A 17,059-nucleotide genomic window follows, 5' to 3' on the forward strand; every position below is an offset into this window, starting at 1 on the left:
CCCTCCTTTCGGTAAAGGCAGGGTATTTTTTGTTGAAAAAGGAGGTGTCATGTTGGAACTGATTAACCTTTCAACCGGAAAAAGCATCGCCCATACCGTTATTCCAGCTTACTCATTCTTTAAACGTTTGAAAGGCCTCATGTTTACTTCTTATTTTTCGGAAGGTTATGCGGTTCATATTCGACCCTGCCGTTCGATCCATACGTATTTCATGAACTATGAGATTGACATCCTGTACTTGAATCAGGCAAATCAAATCATCGCAGTCGACTGCAGCGTCCCTCCTAAAACGATTGGAAAGCATTACAAGGGGACCCATTCCGTCATCGAGTTGCCTGCAGGTACGATCCAAAGGACGAATACTGAAATCGGACAAGCTGTCCAAATTCAAAAAACAAAGGAGCGAGTATCATGATGGAAAAAGTTAAAGGACTTATCGTTGAAGAGCAAGGTCAAGGGATGACTGAGTACGGCTTGGTATTAGGTGTCATTGCTGTAGCGGCAGTTGGTGCACTTGCATTGTTACGTGATGAAATCGTCTCGATGTTTGACACAGTAAAGGATATGGTCATCAATCGTGAGAATGGTGGAACATCATCAGGATCTACGGGTGGTTAAGCAGAAATAAATCTAGAAGGCTGATTCAGGGGGTGTACTTCTGAGTCAGCCTCGTATTTTCAAGGGGAAGGAGGTAATGCGGGTTGGTCTTCAATGTCATCCTTTTAATCGTATTAGCTATTTGTGTCATAACGGACCTGAAAAGTCGACTCATATATAATAAAGTTATTTTTCCTGCACTCCTTCTTTCCATCCTCTTACATATTTTCTTTGACGGTTTATCAGGCTTAGGCTTTTCATTACTTGGATTTTTAGTCGGCTTCTCAATCTTACTGATTCCCTACTTTTTAGGAGGGATGGGAGCAGGGGATGTGAAGCTGCTTGCGTTGATCGGGGCTGCCAAAGGACCAATGTTCGTTTTGCATACATCCATTTACATGGCATTGATTGGTGGCGTTCTTGCCCTTTTCATCCTAATTTTCAGCGGGGGAGCGTTTAAACGTTTCAAGTATTATGTGTATTGCTTATTCGTGCGGAAAAACGGCGTCTATGTACCGTTCGCTCTTACAAAGGAATCGATGAAAAAGACGTATCCATATGGCGTGGCGATTGCTGGGGGCGCAGTCATCAGTTTGATCGGAAAGGCTTGGATTTTATGATCAAGAATGAGAAAGGACAATCTCTCGTTGAAATGGCGCTGGCGCTTCCCGTGCTTTTACTCCTATTGATGGGGATTTTCGATATCGGACGCATCATGTATACCTACATGCATCTTCAACTTGCGACACAGGAAACGGTGCGATTAGGTGGCTTAGGGCGGGATGATGCTGCCATAACAGAGTTTGCACGTGATTACATCCATGTCGGTGACCCTGACCTTTTGGAAGTATCCATTACTCCAGGGGATACAACGAGACGTTCGGGTGATTATTTACAAGTCACGCTTGTTTATCCACTTGAATACGTTACCCCTTTCATTTCAAAAGTTTTGCCTTCCCCCGTACGGGTGAAAACCGAGTCGACAATTCGAGTAGAGTGATAAGGAGACGGTCTCATGTACGGACGTGTTCATCGTTTAAGTGAAGAAAAAGGAAGTGCCATCGTCATGATTGGATTAGCAATGGTTGCATTACTGGCAATCCTTGGACTGGTCATTGACGGTGGTTCCTTGTATATGACGAAAAGTCATCTGCAAAAGGTGGCCAATGCTGCAGTGCTGTCAGGGGCACAAGAATTGACCACAACTGAGAATGAAGTACGCCAAGTTGTGCAGTCGATTCTTACGGATCATGATGAAGGGGAAAGTCTCGAAACGATGACGATCAAAATGGGAGATGAAGTAAGAGTAAACCTCCACAAAAATGTCCCATTATTCTTCTCAGCGTTATTCGGTGTCGATACCACCCCGGTTGAAGTGGAGGCTGCAGCTGAAATCAAGGAAATGGGGGAAGCTGTTGGAGCGGCGCCTTTAGGCATCGATGATTCGGTCCCGCTAGAATTTTACAAGGAATACAAATTGAAGGTGGGTCCTCATGAGAATGAATCAGGTGTTTTCGGCATTCTTGCCCTAGGGGGAACAGGCGCGAAGACTTATGAAGAGAACCTGAGAAACGGGTATCAATCCTCCATAAAGATCGGTGATATTATTGATACCCAGACTGGTAATATTGCTGGGAAAACAAGGTCGGTCGTCAACGAATTGGTGAATGCTTGTACGATATCAGAAGAAGAAATGAAGGCAGGAGCGAACCCGCGTAGCTGTGAACGAATCTTGCTCGTACCCGTGTATACCCCGTATGATGCAGATCAAAATCAGATGAAATCCATCAAGGTGACTGGATTCGCCTATTTCTATCTCAATGAACCGATGGATAAGAAAAGTACTGAAATATCAGGCATGTTCATCCGTAGGGCTGGGACGGGATTTGTAGATGAATCACTTGAGAATAATGGCGCTTATGCAATCAGATTAACAGAGTAGGTGAACAGGGTGAGGTCAAAACTTGTATTGACATTGGCAATTGTGATGGGTTTGATAACAACGTTCTTATTCTTCGATTATATGAAACAATTCAATGCTGAAACAGTTGCCACGAAAACGAAAATGGAGGTTGTTGTCGCAGCTCAGGAGATCGAGCGGAATACGGCGATTACAGAGGACATGCTGGAAATCAGGTTGTTACCCGAAGAAGGGGTTCATGAAAACGCCGTGACAGATATCAAGCTTGCTATCAATCAGTATTCAACTGCTGATCTAGCAAGTGGGGAACCGGTCCTCTCCCACCATCTGCAAAATGGAAAGGAAGAGACACTGTTCGTCTCACGGAAAATCAGAGACGGGTACCGAGCCGTTTCCATCGGTTTGAACTTCCCACAATCCGTCTCAAATCTCATCGAGCCAGATGACCAAGTCGATGTCATTGCAACAAAGAAAAATGGCGAAAAAATCGAAACGGAATTTGCGGTCGAAAATGTAAGGATTCTCGCTGTTGGAAGAAGAATGATCGAAACGACGGAGGGTGAGCCTTATGTCGAATATACCTCCGCAACAGTCGAAGTGCAGCCGCATCAAGCAGTCGAGCTTGTGAATGCCATGGAATCGGGAACGGTCCATATTGCACTACGGACTCGCGTCCAGTCTAAAGAGGAGGCGGATTCCGATGACAAGTAGGCTCGAACAACATGAGACCAAGGAAACCGATCGACGGGGAGAAATGATTTGCATAGCGAGTGCAAAAGGTGGAGTTGGCCGTACAATTATGACGGTCAACTTAGCCGTTGCTTTATGTAAGAAGAATATGAAAATCGCCATTGTGGATGGCGATTACATGTTCGGTGATGTCGGGTTAGCAATGGATTTGCATGCTTCATTCACGATGAAGAATGTGATGGAGGATATCGATGACTTGGATGAAGTAACCCTCCCCAGTTATCTAAGCTCGCATGAAAGCGGGGTGAAGGTCCTTGTCGCTCCCGATCGTCCCGAGTATGCCGAGCTTGTTACAAAAGAGCATATCCATAGGGTTTTGGATTTGATGCTTACCCAATTTGATTATGTCATCGTCGACACAGGGGTCGGTCTCCATGAACAGACGCTTCCCTTGATTGAAAAAGCGGATCAGATTCTTATGCTGACGAATCTGGAAATGGCTACACTCAAGAACACAAAGCTTATGCTTGAGACGCTTGAAACACTCGATTTAAGAAGGAAAGTGACCACACTCATCAATCGGTCCACAATGGATAGTGTCATCAAAGCATCCGATGTCCCTGAGATCCTTGGCGATTTTGAACCGCATTTCATCCCGAATGATTTTCAAGTCGCCTCCCAATCTCTCAACATAGGAATTCCATTTGTCGTCAATCAGGGCAAGACTGAGCTTGCAAAATCCATATACAAGATGGCAGAACAATTAACGTCCAGGCGAAATATTAAAGTCTTTGAATCTGAACAGCCATCATTCCTTTCGAAATTATTCCAAAGGTCAAAACGTAGTTAGGAGGGACGAATGAAATGAGTTTACTCGAGAAGGTCAATGCGAAAAATCAGGAAAAGCAACAAACGAGTTTACCTGAAAATCCAAAGGACGAAACAGCCAGCAAGGACGATATCCTGACGAATTTCCGGCCGAAGAAGAAGCCTGTTGAATCCGAGCCACATACTGAAAAGGAACAAGAGAAGTTCAATAAACACCTTGAATTGAAGAATCTATTACATAAAAAGATATTGGAAGATATGAAAGATAAGGAAGACTTGGACGAAATCATCTCTCAATTGGATCCGATGGCGATCGATATCATTAAAGGGGACGAGCGGTTTCGAGGGGCCATTGATCGTAAGAAGGTCATAGAGGAGCTTATCCATGATTTGACCGGCTTCGGCCCGATCAATCCGCTTCTCATGGATCCTGAAGTGACGGAAGTGATGGTCAATGGACCTGATATGGTGTACATCGAACGTAAAGGCAAGCTGATGATGTCCGGAGTCCGTTTTCGAGATGATGATCACGTCATGAACATCATCGAGAAAATCGTCTCCCCGATCGGCAGACGGATTGACGAAAGCTCGCCGATGGTCGATGCTCGATTACCGGATGGGTCTCGTGTCAACGCGATCATTCCCCCCCTTGCTTTGAATGGACCGACGATTACAATTCGGAAATTCTCTAAAGATCCTTTTAAGATTGAGGATCTGATCGGCTTCGGCACATTAACGGAGGAAATGGCTGTTTTTATTGAAGCTTGTGTTAAAGCCCGTTTGAACATATTCGTCTCCGGTGGGACAGGTTCAGGTAAGACCACGACTTTGAACGTCCTCTCCTCCTTCATTTTCGAGGATGAGCGGATCGTTACGATTGAAGATGCTGCCGAATTGCAGCTTAGCCAGCCTCATGTCATATCACTCGAATCCCGCCCGCCGAATATCGAAGGGAAGGGTGCGATTACGATCAGGGATCTTGTCCGGAACTCCCTTCGGATGAGACCAGACCGGATTGTCATTGGTGAGGTACGTGGAGCGGAGGCATTGGATATGCTTCAGGCGATGAACACGGGGCATGATGGATCACTTGCTACCGGACACTCGAACAGTCCGCGGGACATGATCTCCCGACTTGAAACGATGGTGCTCCTTGCCGGTGTCGAGCTTCCAGTTAAAGCGATCCGTGAACAAATCGCCGGGGCAATCGACTTGATCATTCAACAATCAAGGCTGAAGGATGGCACCCGAAAAATCACGAAGATTACGGAAGTTCAAGGGTTGGAAGGAGATGTTATCGTTCTTCAGGATATTTTCGAGTTCAGACAGGAGGGGACCGACTCAGAAGGACGGATCATCGGCAAGCTTGTTCCTACAGGCGTCAGACCTAAATTTTATGAGCGGCTCGAACGTTCTGGATTGAACATCCCTCCAAGCGTGTTCGTATCAGAGGAGGATTGGCGATGACGCAATATTACTTGGGGATCATGGTAGCCATCAGCTCCTTCTTGCTTTTTTATGCGATTCTACAGCTCACCCTGTTGTCCGATAAACGGTTGAACAAGCGCATGAATTACTATCTTTTCAAAAATAGCGACAAGCTGGACAAAAGGAAATTCAATCTCGTCCTTCATATCCAACTCTATAAACAGCGAGTAAGAGCAAGGCTTTCCAAAAAGAAAAGCCGAAAGCTTGAACAATTGCTTCGCAGGTCCGGAGTGCCATTGACAACAGAGGAATTCATTCTCTTCCGATGGATTCTTACGGCCCTCGCAGCATCGTTTCTCTATCTTATCTTCGGAAAGATCCTCATGGTTTACATCGGAGCTTGTTTCGGTTACTTTTTCCCGATCATGTGGTTGAAGAAAAAGGAGAAGAAACGGATTCAAAAGTTCAATGATGGTTTAGCGGATATGATTTCAACTGTCGTCGGATCCCTGCGAGCCGGTTTCAGCTTCCCTCAAGCACTCAAGACTGTCGTTGAGGAGTCGGATGATCCGATTCGGACGGAGATTGGTCATGTTTTGAGAGAAATGCAATACGGAAGTTCATTAGAGGACGCGCTGAATGAGTTGTATGAACGAATGCCGAGTGAAGACCTGGAATTGATGATTCAAGCGATTCTCATACAGAGACAGGTTGGAGGGAACTTAGCAACTGTGCTGGACAAAATTGTTCTGACGATCCGTGATCGAACGAAAATTCAACGCCAAATCACTACGCTGACAGCCCAAGGGAGATTGTCTGGTATCGTCATCGGCCTGCTGCCGATCATCCTCGCATTCGTACTCTATGTAATTGAACCTGAGTATATCGGGACATTATTCACGAGCGCAATCGGTATGGCTTTACTTGGTGCGGGCCTCGTATCTGGTTTCATTGGTTTCGTCCTGATCCGAAAAGTCACGACGATCGAGGTGTAAGAAAATGATGTATATCAGTTTTTTTGCAAGTATTACGCTATTCATTTATTTCATATACGTCTTTAGAGGTGAACGGAAGCAACGTCTTAAAAGAAGAATCGATTCCTTTGTCCATCAGAGTAGTGAGGGGATGGACACCTTCAGAAAGGATGAAACGTCCAAATCCCTTATGAAACGGATGCTTTTACCGCTATGGAAGGAATTTCGCAAAGGGTTCAATAAGAAGATGGAAGGCGGGAAACAAGCGAAACTTGCGGTGAAGCTGTTGCAGGCTGGAAGTCCATTCGGTATGACGACATTCGAATACCGGATGATCCAGTTAGCCTTATTTGTCGTCGTGCCTCTCCTGGTTGGTGGGTGGGGTGCGCTGATGGAATTCCAACTCGGCGGCATTCTCTTTTCAAGCTTTGTTGGTTTCATCGTAACGCTCATCCTGCCGCCGTTTTATATCAAAAGCAAAATAAAAGCACGCTCCAAGTCTGCTTTAAGAGAGTTGCCGGATGTACTCGATCTATTGACCGTCAGCCTGGAGGCGGGTCTCGGTTTTGATGGGGCATTGAGTAAAGTCGTTTCCAAAAAAGAAGGGGTCCTATCGAGGGAGTTTCACCGTTGTCTAGAGGAGATCCGTTTGGGGAAGACACGTAGGGAAGCCCTTCGCGGTGTGCGGGAACGTCTTGTTGTTGATGAAATCAATATCGTCATCAGCAGCATTCTTCAGGCGGAAAAACTCGGAATCGGACTCGTCAATGTCCTTCGTGTCCAATCAGAGGAGGTGCGCGATCAACGGAAGCAGCGTGCAGAACAAGAGGCGATGAAAGCCCCGGTCAAGATGCTGTTCCCACTCGTCCTGTTCATTTTTCCAAGCCTATTCATCGTCCTATTAGGACCTGCAATCATACAATTTGTTGAAAGCTTCAGCAAATGATATTTACAATCCAAACACGTTAGCATATAATGGTAACAAATCAAAGCATCTTAAAGGAGGTCATGCATTATGTACGCATTCAACTACACATTCGATACGTTAATTGTATATCATGCACAGCCCTTTAAGATGAGCGGGAATTAAGAAAGACGGCATCATCTGATTTTGAATTCAATCGTTCGTGAATTCCATGGGCTGTGCAACACATGCCTATGGTTTTTTATTTTAGATATTTGTTAATTTTTTCAATGTCTAATAAGAGTCTATTGTACTGAAAAGACCGTTGGTTGATACCGGTGGTCTTTTTTATTATTGAATTCAAAATTGGAGGAAACAAGATTGAATATACAACAATTAGGTTTTGATCGTAACAGGAAAGAAGAAGCAAGAGAGTGGTTAGCGTCAGGGTTTGTACCTGCTCGTGTGGCCCAGGAGCATAAAGGGATGTACACGTTGTTGACCGAACATGGAGACATGTACGGCACAATCTCTGGCAAGATGAATTTCGAGTCTTATAAGCGGGAGGATTACCCTGCTGTCGGGGATTGGGTAATGTGTCAGGCTCGTCCGACGGAAGCAAGGGCGACGATCCATCATATTTTACAGCGGACGAGTAAATTTTCTCGAAAAATGGCCGGTGTAACCACAGAGGAGCAGATCATTGCAACGAACATTGATACGGTCTTTCTAGTGAATGCCTTGAATAACGATTTCAACACGCGACGGATTGAACGCTATCTCCTGATGGCATGGGAAAGCGGCGCCAACCCTGTCATTGTTTTGAGTAAAGCAGACTTGTGTGAAAAGGTTGAGGAACGGGTAAAGGAAGTAGAAAACGTTGCTTTAGGAGTTCCGATCATCGTTATCAGCTCAGAAACCGGTGCCGGACTCGAGCAGCTTTCTCCATATCTTAGGGAAGGTACGACTGTTGCATTGCTCGGTTCATCTGGAGCTGGCAAATCAACGCTGGTCAACCGTCTCTATGGGAAGGAGATCCAGAAGGTTAAAGAAATTCGTGAAGGGGATGACAAAGGAAAGCATACGACGACGCATAGAGAACTCTTTCTGCTTCCACATGGTGGGGCTTTAATCGACACGCCAGGTATGAGAGAACTGCAATTGTGGAATACGAATGATGGGTTATCTGAAAGCTTTCAGGATATTGAAGCATTAACAGATCGCTGTAAATTCCGTGATTGCCAGCACGAAGATGAGCCTGGCTGCGCTGTCAAAGCGGCTATGGATTCAGGTGAGCTGGCGGAGGAACGTTTCGAGTCGTACAGGAAATTACAAAGAGAGCTCGCTTATCTCGAACGAAAAAGTGATCAGAAAGCGAAACTGGAAGAAAAGAAAAAGTGGAAAACGATTTCGAAAAGTAGGAGGTAAGAATGCTTTATAAACAATCCATCCAAACAAATGACCATGATGAGATGATTGATGTGACGTCAACAGTGAAAGAGCTGATCAAGAAGAGTGGCGTAGCAAACGGCGTTGCTTACGTTTATTGCGCACATACGACAGCAGGCATTACGATCAATGAAAATGCGGATCCAGATGTTAAGCATGACATGCTGATGAGGCTTGATGAAGTCTATCCTTGGAACCATGTAAAATACAAGCATGCTGAAGGAAATTCTGCTTCCCACTTGAAAGCGAGTACGGTCGGAAGTTCTCAAGTGCTGATCATTGAGCACGGTGAAGTGATTCTCGGCACATGGCAGGGCGTGTATTTCTGTGAGTTCGATGGACCACGCACACGTAACTACTATGTAAAAGTGATTGAAGGGTAAGATGAAGAAAGGAAAGGGTGCAGCGGCACCCTTTTGAGCTGTCGAGAAACGTCTCGACAGCTTTTATTTTAGGCTCTGTTTAAGAATGTAGTTGATTTTGAACAGCTTCAGGCGGACGCTTTCCGCGGGCAACGCTTCAGCCTCACTTCCACAGGATGTGGTGACTTCGACGTTCACCATAGGACGTGGTGGTTTTTAGTCGAAGAACCTTAATTCCTTGGTCTGCGGGGTCTTCAGCTGTTGCTTTTCCCGCTGGAGTCGCCGCCTTACGCTTCTTATTTTCTTCCGTATCAACAATAAAAGCTAACAGAGCCTTATTTAAGGAGATCTGAGGAAAGCATGTGGATGATTCATTTTTGTAGATAATTTGAAGTTTTTGTAGCTAATCTCATTTTTTCGTAGATCAATCTTCGTTTTTGTATGAATTCTTTAATTTTTGTAGATAAATCTCATTTTTTCGTAGATATGCACGTTTCTAACGACCTTACTTTCATTTACAAAAGGGAAAACCTCCAAATACATGGAGGTTTTTCGATTTCATATGAAATTAAGCCGAAAACGAGTTGTCTTTTTGCTGTTCAGCCTTTTTTGCTTCAAGGAAACGCTTCGTTTCTGCCACGACCACTCCGGAAAGACCAAGGAGTCCGATCAAGTTCGGCACAGCCATCAATCCATTGAAGATATCAGCGAGGGTCCACACAACGTTTAGGGAAACCGTTGTTCCGACAAACACTGCCAGGACGAACATGATGCGATAAAGCTTCACCGATTTGTCACCGAACAGGTAGGAGAAGCATTTTTCCCCATAATAGGACCAGCCAAGTACGGTGGAGTATGCGAACAGGATAATTCCGATTGTGACGATCAATGCACCCGGATCCCCAAGGAAGCTCCGGAATGTTTCCGTCGTCAAGGCAGCACCGTTCAGGTCCCCCTTATACATGTCTCCCATGACCAAGGTGATTCCAGTGATCGAACAGACAATAATTGTATCAATGAAAACCTGTGTCATCGAAACAAGGGCTTGTCGCGCAGGATAATCTGTCTTCGCCGCAGCTGCAGCAATCGGTGCTGAACCGAGACCGGCCTCGTTCGAGAATACACCACGCGCAACACCCCAACGGATGACTGCACCTAAAGCACCCCCTGCAACAGCTTCACCAGTGAAGGCATCACTGAAAATCAATCCGACTGCATCAGGGACCAGATTGAAATTCATAACGAGAATGACCAATCCACCGACAACATAGAAGAGGGCCATGAATGGAACGAGGTAGGCTGTGACACGCCCGATACTCTTGATTCCACCTAAGATAACGAGTCCTGTCAATATCATCAAGACGAGACCAGTCGCCCATTCAGGAATCGCGAACGTCGTTTCAACCGCATCAGCAACGGAATTGGACTGGACCATGTTACCGATACCGAAGGCGGCAAAAGCGCCAAAGAAGGCGAACAAGACGCCGAGCCATTTGGCATTCAATCCTTTGTCCAAGTAATACATCGGTCCGCCGGACATTTCTCCGTCTTTGTTCTTCACACGATATTTCACGGCTAGGATCGCTTCCGCATATTTCGTCGCCATACCGAAAAGGGCACTGAGCCACATCCAAAGAACGGCTCCAGGTCCACCTATGAAAACAGCTGTCGCGACCCCTGCAATATTACCTGTTCCAATCGTCGCAGCCAATGCTGTCATCAGAGCCTGGAAGTGGGAGATATCACCTTCTGATTTCTTATCCTGTTTCTTCGTGAACGCTAACTTTAAAGAGTAAGGAAGTAATGAAAACTGTAAAAAGCCAATACGGATGGTCAGGAAAATACCCGTTCCAACGAGCAAAATGAGCAACCAGGGTCCCCACACCCAACCACTGATCGTTCCTAGAACATCTTCAAAACCCTTCATCTCCATTCCTCCAATCAAAGAGTGTTCACTAAACTAAATATTCGATTTGTCCCCAAACATGCTTCTTTCTTTTCGGGAAAGGATGATAAAAGACTCGACAAAGGTAAGAAATGACCGATTGATGAATCAGATGGATCGGTGATGAAACCATCTTCTGAGGCCTTCACCAGTCAGGTTGAATGCAATGATGGTCAAGGTAATTGCCGCAGCAGCAAATAACGGAATCCATGGTGCAGTCAACAAATCGCCTCGTGCTTCTCCTAATAGGGTCGCCCAATTCAAGCTCGTATTCTTTATCACCCCCACAGTAAAATCGGTTTGGATCCATGCTTGAGAAATGAAAATGCTCAACATCCCAAGCTGACCGATCAACAATGCGACTCTTCCAAGATCGATGAAAAACATGACAATCAATTCCGGAAGTAAATTCGGGAGGTAATCCCGGGAATAACTCTGAAGTGGTGTGAAGCCCATCGTTTTTCCAGCTTCAACGTATAGTTCCTTAGAAAGGGAATAGGATTGCTCCTGGACGATTTCGGCTACTCGTCCGACCTCAATAAGGGCAATCAGAAGGATGGACCACAAGAGTCGGTTTTCGCTGAAAATCAAGAAAGGTAAATTCAATAAAATGATGGCAGAGAACAAGGTAGGAATGGATGTGAACACTTTGTTCCATATGTTTACGATCCAGGATGTGCCTCCGACTTTCCTAGAAGCAGCAAAGCCTAACGGGACGGCAAATATGTATCGAATGACGGTGACTGCAAAAATGATGAGCATCGTATCCTTCGTCCCTAGGACAATCAAACTCAGTAAATCTTTACCGCGATGATCTGATCCTAATAGGTTTTTCTCTGAAGGGGGATAAGGTGGTGCTTCAATTGTTCCAGTTTCCATGCGGATCAGTTCTTCTTGCAGGTTTGAATCGACGAAAGGCAAATAAGGGCCGATCGTCATGGCCACAATAATTAACATGAGTATTGAAAATCCAATGAATAATGACTGTTGTTTCAATATGCTACCTCCTACGCGGGTCCACATAAACTTTCACGATTTGGCTGAACCATAAGGACAAGGTGACAAGGATCATGAAACAGGTTGCAATCGCGATGATCAGTTCAGCTTCAAACTTCGCTTCGTAACTTGCTGAGATACTGTTTGTATAATTGAATGCTTTAAAGAGCCGGTATGCTGCTCCCTTATAATCTAGAAGGTATTCCACAATCAACAAGTTAGATAGGATATACAGCATAACTGTTGAGACATGGCCTAAAATCGTTGGCCAGCAATTCTTGAGAACATGCTTATAAAAAACCATTTTCTTCGTCAATCCCTTTGCTCTCGCAAAATGTGTGTACGGTTGGGATTCCTGGTTTGAAATGGTGAGGGATGTGATTCGGGCGATATACATCATCGGGTAGATCGAAACGAGAATTGAAGGAAGTAAAAAACTATACCAATGATCATACCCGAACACGTTGATAACCGGTAAATGGAAAATAATGATCCACTGTAGACATAGGATGATGAAGAAATCCGGTATGGAAAGCATAAAAGATGTAAGGCCTTGTCCTAAGATGGAACGTTTGCGGAATTTTGCTTGAAAGTCGAATATGCCTTTCAAAATTCCGAAAATTAAACTAAGGAATAATGAAGTAACGATGATGGTTAAGCTTCGAGGGAAATATTCATGGATGATCTGTGACACAGGCACGCCCGTTAAGGATTCTCCAAGACTTTTTTCGACAAAAAGGGTTTGAAGGTAGGTTGAAATATTGACATAATATTGAGTCCAATCGAAACCATATTCAAATTCGATATTGGCTCCAATCGTTTTACCTACGTCGACGGCCTCCATATTTCGAGGAAACAAGACGATAAGTACGATAACGATCAGAACGATCAGATTAATGAAAAAAGCCTTTAATAGTGCATGAAAGAACAGCATGTCACTCTCCTTGAAGGATTAGAGGATAAGAATACAGAATATTAAGTAAATAGTAGTACGGAAGTAAAAAATTGTCAAATATTGAAAGGGATCTTTTTTACACAAAAAGATCCAGCCGATTTGGCTGGATCTCAGAAAGCTTAATTGAAAATTAAGTACGTGTTCTGCGCATGTTTTTCATGATGAAGCTGATAATGAGTACGACGAGGATTGCACCAATCAATGCTGGTACAAGTGCCATGCCTCCGAGGGATGGTCCCCATGATCCTAGGAGTGCGGTACCGAGCCATGCACCGATGATACCGGCAATGATATTACCTATGATTCCACCTGGTACGTCACGTCCGACAATGAGACCTGCAAGCCAACCAATAATTCCGCCAATAATGATTGTCCATAAAATACCCATATCTGATTTCCTCCTCGTTTTTTTGATTTATTTGAAATGTATTTCTGTGATACCCGAACAAAATCAATCGTAAACAAATGTCGTAAAATGTTTTGGTTTTTTAATAACAGGGGAAATTAACTACTATTAAACGAACGAATAAAGGAGAGATTCAAATGACACAAGCTGTACACACACCTGAAAAACAAGCTCAACGAACACCGACAAATATCAATGCCCATAGACAAAGGGAAGGCTCGTTTCTTTGGAAAGGGATTGTGATTGGAGCACTCGTCGGAGGACTGGCAGCGATGATTGACAAGAATACACGACGCAATATCCAGCAACGTTCAATGAAATTGAAAGATCAAACGTCTTCTCTTTATAGCACTGTAAGAGAAGATCCTTCTGTCATTATCAATACAGTCAAGCATACAATGGATACGACATCAAAAGCGTTGAACGAGCTTTCTCGTGAGGTGAAGGAAGTCGTCAGCAAAATTGATGAAGTGAAACAAAACTCGCTTGAAACGTATTCCAGTGTACGTGAAGTGGGCGGAGAACTGAAGGATGTTTCCAGTAAGCTGAGGGAAGCAGGCAGAGAAATCACTGACCTGGATTATGAGGACGATGAGCATAAATAAGTAAGCTGTTCAATCTGAGGGAGAGAGGTGAGAGTGACCGTGGGGAGACTTAAAGAACCTTCGAAAAAAGCATTTTGGAAAGAGCTGATTGATCGGATAAAAGACGACAGAGTAACCGGATTAGCTGCACAATTAGCTTACTATTTTCTACTGTCACTTTTTCCTTTTCTGATTGTTGCTGTCACCATTGCAACGGCTGTCGTGGATCAAGGTGAGATGTTCACTTTGTTGCAAAGATATGCTCCAGGTGAAGTGATGAACGTAATCAATGAGAATTCAGATCTGATCAATAATCAAGGCGGTGCCATCCTATCGTTAGGGATCATCGGGACGTTGTGGACCGCCTCAAATGGTATGAATGCTGTCATCAAGGCTTTGAACGAGGCTTATGATGTCGGGCAGAGCAGAAACTTCCTTAAAGCGAGAGGAATTGCGATTTCTCTTACGTTAGGGATGCTCTTAATCATCATGGTCGCCATGGTATTGCCGATTTTCGGAAAGATAATCGGAGACATCTTCGCCTATATCGGATTACCGAATGCTGAGATGGTCTGGAATGTTCTTCGGTGGGTGTTAAGTACATTCATCATTGCTTTGGTGATTGCAATCATTTATTACATTGCTCCGAATAAGAAGCTAAGGATGAAGGATGTATGGATTGGAGCAATTGTGGCGACGGTCGGCTGGCAACTCGCTTCATTGGCTTTCTCATTCTATATCAATAATTTTGCCAATTACAATGAAACATATGGCAGCCTTGGGGGCGTCATTGTGTTGATGCTTTGGTTCTATGTTTCAGGATTGATGCTGATCATCGGCGGTGAGGTCAATGCAACCTTCAAAAAGATGGAAAAGGCCGCATAGTCTTGGTTTTTGCATGGAATAGATAAGGGCTCCAAGGTAAAACTAAGGATACTCTTCTTGAAAAGGAGCCTTCTAATGAGCAATAACAAACAGAACCACAATGTGAAGAACCACAAAAAGCATACAAGCGATAGTAAACATAAGACGAGCAGTTCAGCAAATAAGAAAAACCAATATCATTAATCTTCAAATGCCATCCATTACGGGTGGCTTTTCCATCTTTATAAAGTGTGTTTGTCGTTGATTCACGTTTGAAGACCGCTCGGAAAAAGGTATTACTATAATAGTCCTACTTGTAGATCGAAAAATTGGAGGGATACATGTGCGCGTTTCTGAACTATTTGTAAAGTGTCTAGAGAATGAAGGGGTCGAGTACATTTTCGGGGTTCCTGGAGAGGAAAACATCGACTTCCTTGACGCCTTGAAGGAGTCCTCAATCACGTTCATCACAACCCGACATGAAACAGGGGCAGCATTCATGGCAGGTCATTATGGCAAGCTGACAGGGAAACCAGGCGTATGTCTTACAACACTTGGACCTGGTGCGACGAATATGGTCACAGGTGTTGCGGATGCCAATATGGATCTGGCTCCGTTGATTGCGATAACCGGGCAGGCAAGCATGGATCGACAGCACAAGCTTTCCCATCAATATTATGATCTTGTATCCATGTTCAAGCCAGTGACCAAATGGAATGCTTCGATTCGGGATAAAGACATTGTGCCTGAAGTTGTTCGGAAAGCTTTTCAACAGGCAACGAGTGAAAAACCTGGTGCCGTCCATATTGAACTCCCCGAAGATATTGCTGCCATGGACGTAGATGGCGAGCCGTTGGAGGCGATGGCCAATGAATTACTTCCGAGAGCGGTGGAACAAACCGTCCAAAATGCAGCTTCCTTGATTAATGACGCGAAGCGCCCGATCGTACTTGTCGGGAACGGAGTGACCAGAATGAAAGCTTCAGAAGCGCTGCAACGGTTCGTCGAGAAATTAAATGTTCCTTTTACAAGTACCTTCATGGGAAAAGGGGCTATTACGTGGGAACATCCGTTGAACTTGCAAACCACTGGACTACAGGATAAAGATCATATCGCATGCGGAATCGATCAAGCCGATCTAATCATCACGGTTGGATATGATTTTACAGAGTATCCTCCTTCAGCATGGAATCCAGATGGGTCGAAGCCGATTGTTCATATCGACACACAAGCGGTCGAGGTCGATGCCCATTATCCGATGAAAGTCAGCTTGATCGGTGATATAGAAGAAAACCTTTCACAGTTGACGGAAAAAGTGGAACAGCGGGAAGCGATGGATGAGGAATACCAGAATCTCAGAGAGAAGCTTATGGCGGATCTTCACGAGAAAGAAGACGATGAGTCTTATCCAATGAAGCCGCAAAGGATCTTAGCGGATTTAAGGGAGATTTTATCGGATGACGATATTCTTATTTCAGACGTCGGGGCCCATAAAATGTGGATTGCACGTCACTATCATTCCGTAAAACCGAATACGTGCTTGATTTCCAACGGATTTGCCTCAATGGGGATAGCAATGCCTGGGGCAATCGGAGCAAAAATTGCTGAGCCCGAAAAAAGGGTCGTCGCTGTTGCAGGAGATGGCGGTTTCCTTATGACTGTTCAAGAGCTGGAAACGATGGTGAGATTGAATTTACCGATCGTAGTCATCGTCTGGACCGACAACCGTTATGGCTTGATTGAGTGGAAGCAGATGAATGAATTTGACCGGAGTGCCAACATAACCTTCTCTAATCCAGACTTGGTCCAGCTGGCTAAATCATTTGGAGCAGAAGGCTTGAAGGTGCTCCGTACTGAGGAATTTAAGCCGATCGTCGAACGTGCTCTTGAAATGAACAAGCCGGTCGTCATTGATTGTCCTGTCGACTATAAAGAGAACATACGGATGACAGAACGACTCGGGAATATCATTTGCAGCAACTGATGAGCAACTAACTGGCAGAGAAGACGGTCATAACACGAATGCCGAGCCGAACGATATGATAAAGGGGTGTCTCTCTCAATGGCCGAGAGATGCCTCTTTTTTGTCTTTTTTATATGGAATGGTTCGGGCAGAGAGGCGTTTGGTTTATAAATTTGTGAAATTGGTCTATAAA

Annotated in this window: 19 protein-coding genes; 15 read left to right on the top strand and 4 right to left on the bottom strand. The window is 44.6% G+C overall.

What is annotated here, in order from left to right:
* Positions 1–49: 49 nt before the first annotated feature.
* The 12 genes from V1497_RS02665 to V1497_RS02720 all read left to right on the top strand — a co-directional run bounded on the left by V1497_RS02665 (position 50) and on the right by V1497_RS02720 (position 9,174).
* Positions 50–415, top strand: coding sequence for a DUF192 domain-containing protein (locus V1497_RS02665; RefSeq protein WP_349409449.1), 366 nt, complete (start codon positions 50–52; stop codon positions 413–415).
* A complete protein-coding gene (locus tag V1497_RS02670; RefSeq protein ID WP_349409450.1) occupies positions 412–618 on the top strand; it encodes a Flp family type IVb pilin in 207 nt (68 codons plus the stop codon). Before V1497_RS02665 ends, V1497_RS02670 begins: the two co-directional genes overlap by 4 nt.
* 83 nt (positions 619–701) lie before the next feature.
* Positions 702–1,217 carry a prepilin peptidase gene (locus V1497_RS02675; protein WP_349409451.1) on the top strand — a complete coding sequence of 172 codons (516 nt, stop codon included), beginning with the start codon at positions 702–704 and terminating at the stop codon, positions 1,215–1,217.
* Positions 1,214–1,597: a TadE/TadG family type IV pilus assembly protein gene (locus V1497_RS02680; protein WP_349409452.1), complete on the top strand. Its 384-nt coding sequence runs from the start codon at positions 1,214–1,216 to the stop codon at positions 1,595–1,597. Before V1497_RS02675 ends, V1497_RS02680 begins: the two co-directional genes overlap by 4 nt.
* 15 nt (positions 1,598–1,612) lie before the next feature.
* Positions 1,613–2,539: a pilus assembly protein TadG-related protein gene (locus tag V1497_RS02685; protein WP_349409453.1), complete on the top strand. Its 927-nt coding sequence runs from the start codon at positions 1,613–1,615 to the stop codon at positions 2,537–2,539.
* Between the two features lie 9 nt (positions 2,540–2,548).
* Entirely contained in the window at positions 2,549–3,229 is a 681-nt protein-coding gene (cpaB, locus tag V1497_RS02690) for a Flp pilus assembly protein CpaB (protein WP_349409454.1), read from the top strand.
* A complete protein-coding gene (locus V1497_RS02695; protein WP_349409455.1) occupies positions 3,219–4,058 on the top strand; it encodes an AAA family ATPase in 840 nt (279 codons plus the stop codon). Before cpaB ends, V1497_RS02695 begins: the two co-directional genes overlap by 11 nt.
* 14 nt (positions 4,059–4,072) lie before the next feature.
* The gene (locus tag V1497_RS02700; RefSeq protein WP_349409456.1) at positions 4,073–5,503 is read left to right on the top strand and encodes a CpaF family protein; all 1,431 of its coding nucleotides are present in this window, start codon (positions 4,073–4,075) and stop codon (positions 5,501–5,503) included.
* Positions 5,500–6,459: a type II secretion system F family protein gene (locus V1497_RS02705; RefSeq protein WP_349409457.1), complete on the top strand. Its 960-nt coding sequence runs from the start codon at positions 5,500–5,502 to the stop codon at positions 6,457–6,459. The genes V1497_RS02700 and V1497_RS02705 overlap by 4 nt, the downstream gene beginning before the upstream one ends.
* 4 nt (positions 6,460–6,463) lie before the next feature.
* A complete protein-coding gene (locus V1497_RS02710; RefSeq protein ID WP_349409458.1) occupies positions 6,464–7,384 on the top strand; it encodes a type II secretion system F family protein in 921 nt (306 codons plus the stop codon).
* A gap of 339 nt (positions 7,385–7,723) precedes the next feature.
* A complete protein-coding gene (gene rsgA / locus V1497_RS02715; RefSeq protein WP_349409459.1) occupies positions 7,724–8,770 on the top strand; it encodes a ribosome small subunit-dependent GTPase A in 1,047 nt (348 codons plus the stop codon).
* A gap of 2 nt (positions 8,771–8,772) precedes the next feature.
* Complete coding sequence (locus V1497_RS02720) at positions 8,773–9,174, top strand: secondary thiamine-phosphate synthase enzyme YjbQ (RefSeq protein ID WP_349409460.1); 402 nt, start codon at positions 8,773–8,775, stop codon at positions 9,172–9,174.
* Positions 9,175–9,721: 547 nt separating this feature from the next.
* On the opposite strand, the gene V1497_RS02725 is transcribed toward V1497_RS02720, so the two are convergent.
* From V1497_RS02725 to V1497_RS02740, 4 genes are all read right to left on the bottom strand, one after another.
* A complete protein-coding gene (locus V1497_RS02725) occupies positions 9,722–11,080 on the bottom strand; it encodes a sodium:alanine symporter family protein (protein WP_349409461.1) in 1,359 nt (452 codons plus the stop codon).
* A gap of 126 nt (positions 11,081–11,206) precedes the next feature.
* Complete coding sequence (locus V1497_RS02730) at positions 11,207–12,094, bottom strand: ABC transporter permease (RefSeq protein ID WP_349409462.1); 888 nt, start codon at positions 12,092–12,094, stop codon at positions 11,207–11,209.
* A gap of 4 nt (positions 12,095–12,098) precedes the next feature.
* Positions 12,099–13,028 (bottom strand): ABC transporter permease, encoded by a 930-nt coding sequence (locus V1497_RS02735; protein WP_349409463.1) that lies wholly within the window; start codon positions 13,026–13,028, stop codon positions 12,099–12,101.
* A 151-nt stretch (positions 13,029–13,179) separates the two neighbouring features.
* The gene (locus V1497_RS02740) at positions 13,180–13,437 is read right to left on the bottom strand and encodes a GlsB/YeaQ/YmgE family stress response membrane protein (protein ID WP_349409464.1); all 258 of its coding nucleotides are present in this window, start codon (positions 13,435–13,437) and stop codon (positions 13,180–13,182) included.
* 155 nt (positions 13,438–13,592) lie between these two features.
* Between V1497_RS02740 and V1497_RS02745 the strand changes: the two genes are divergently transcribed.
* The 3 genes from V1497_RS02745 (at position 13,593) to V1497_RS02755 (ending at position 16,887) form a co-directional block, all read left to right on the top strand.
* A complete protein-coding gene (locus V1497_RS02745; RefSeq protein ID WP_349409465.1) occupies positions 13,593–14,060 on the top strand; it encodes a YtxH domain-containing protein in 468 nt (155 codons plus the stop codon).
* A 39-nt stretch (positions 14,061–14,099) separates the two neighbouring features.
* Positions 14,100–14,924: a YihY/virulence factor BrkB family protein gene (locus tag V1497_RS02750; RefSeq protein ID WP_349409466.1), complete on the top strand. Its 825-nt coding sequence runs from the start codon at positions 14,100–14,102 to the stop codon at positions 14,922–14,924.
* 322 nt (positions 14,925–15,246) lie between these two features.
* Positions 15,247–16,887, top strand: a complete 1,641-nt coding sequence (locus V1497_RS02755) for an acetolactate synthase large subunit (protein WP_349409467.1) — start codon at positions 15,247–15,249, stop codon at positions 16,885–16,887.
* Positions 16,888–17,059: the final 172 nt, after the last annotated feature.

Source organism: Pseudalkalibacillus sp. SCS-8 (assembly GCF_040126055.1).
GTDB lineage: Bacteria > Bacillota > Bacilli > Bacillales > Fictibacillaceae > Pseudalkalibacillus > Pseudalkalibacillus nanhaiensis.

Excerpts from the sequence above, each read along its gene's own strand:
- V1497_RS02725 (WP_349409461.1), bottom strand. The coding sequence starts at position 11,080 with ATGAAGGGTTTTGAAGATGTTCTAGGAACGATCAGTGGTTGGGTGTGG.
- V1497_RS02670 (WP_349409450.1), top strand. The coding sequence starts at position 412 with ATGATGGAAAAAGTTAAAGGACTTATCGTTGAAGAGCAAGGTCAAGGG.
- V1497_RS02705 (WP_349409457.1), top strand. The coding sequence starts at position 5,500 with ATGACGCAATATTACTTGGGGATCATGGTAGCCATCAGCTCCTTCTTG.
- V1497_RS02680 (WP_349409452.1), top strand. The coding sequence starts at position 1,214 with ATGATCAAGAATGAGAAAGGACAATCTCTCGTTGAAATGGCGCTGGCG.
- V1497_RS02700 (WP_349409456.1), top strand. The coding sequence starts at position 4,073 with ATGAGTTTACTCGAGAAGGTCAATGCGAAAAATCAGGAAAAGCAACAA.
- V1497_RS02685 (WP_349409453.1), top strand. The coding sequence starts at position 1,613 with ATGTACGGACGTGTTCATCGTTTAAGTGAAGAAAAAGGAAGTGCCATC.
- V1497_RS02720 (WP_349409460.1), top strand. The coding sequence starts at position 8,773 with ATGCTTTATAAACAATCCATCCAAACAAATGACCATGATGAGATGATT.
- V1497_RS02665 (WP_349409449.1), top strand. The coding sequence starts at position 50 with ATGTTGGAACTGATTAACCTTTCAACCGGAAAAAGCATCGCCCATACC.
- V1497_RS02745 (WP_349409465.1), top strand. The coding sequence starts at position 13,593 with ATGACACAAGCTGTACACACACCTGAAAAACAAGCTCAACGAACACCG.
- V1497_RS02735 (WP_349409463.1), bottom strand. The coding sequence starts at position 13,028 with ATGCTGTTCTTTCATGCACTATTAAAGGCTTTTTTCATTAATCTGATC.
- V1497_RS02740 (WP_349409464.1), bottom strand. The coding sequence starts at position 13,437 with ATGGGTATTTTATGGACAATCATTATTGGCGGAATTATTGGTTGGCTT.
- V1497_RS02695 (WP_349409455.1), top strand. The coding sequence starts at position 3,219 with ATGACAAGTAGGCTCGAACAACATGAGACCAAGGAAACCGATCGACGG.
- V1497_RS02710 (WP_349409458.1), top strand. The coding sequence starts at position 6,464 with ATGATGTATATCAGTTTTTTTGCAAGTATTACGCTATTCATTTATTTC.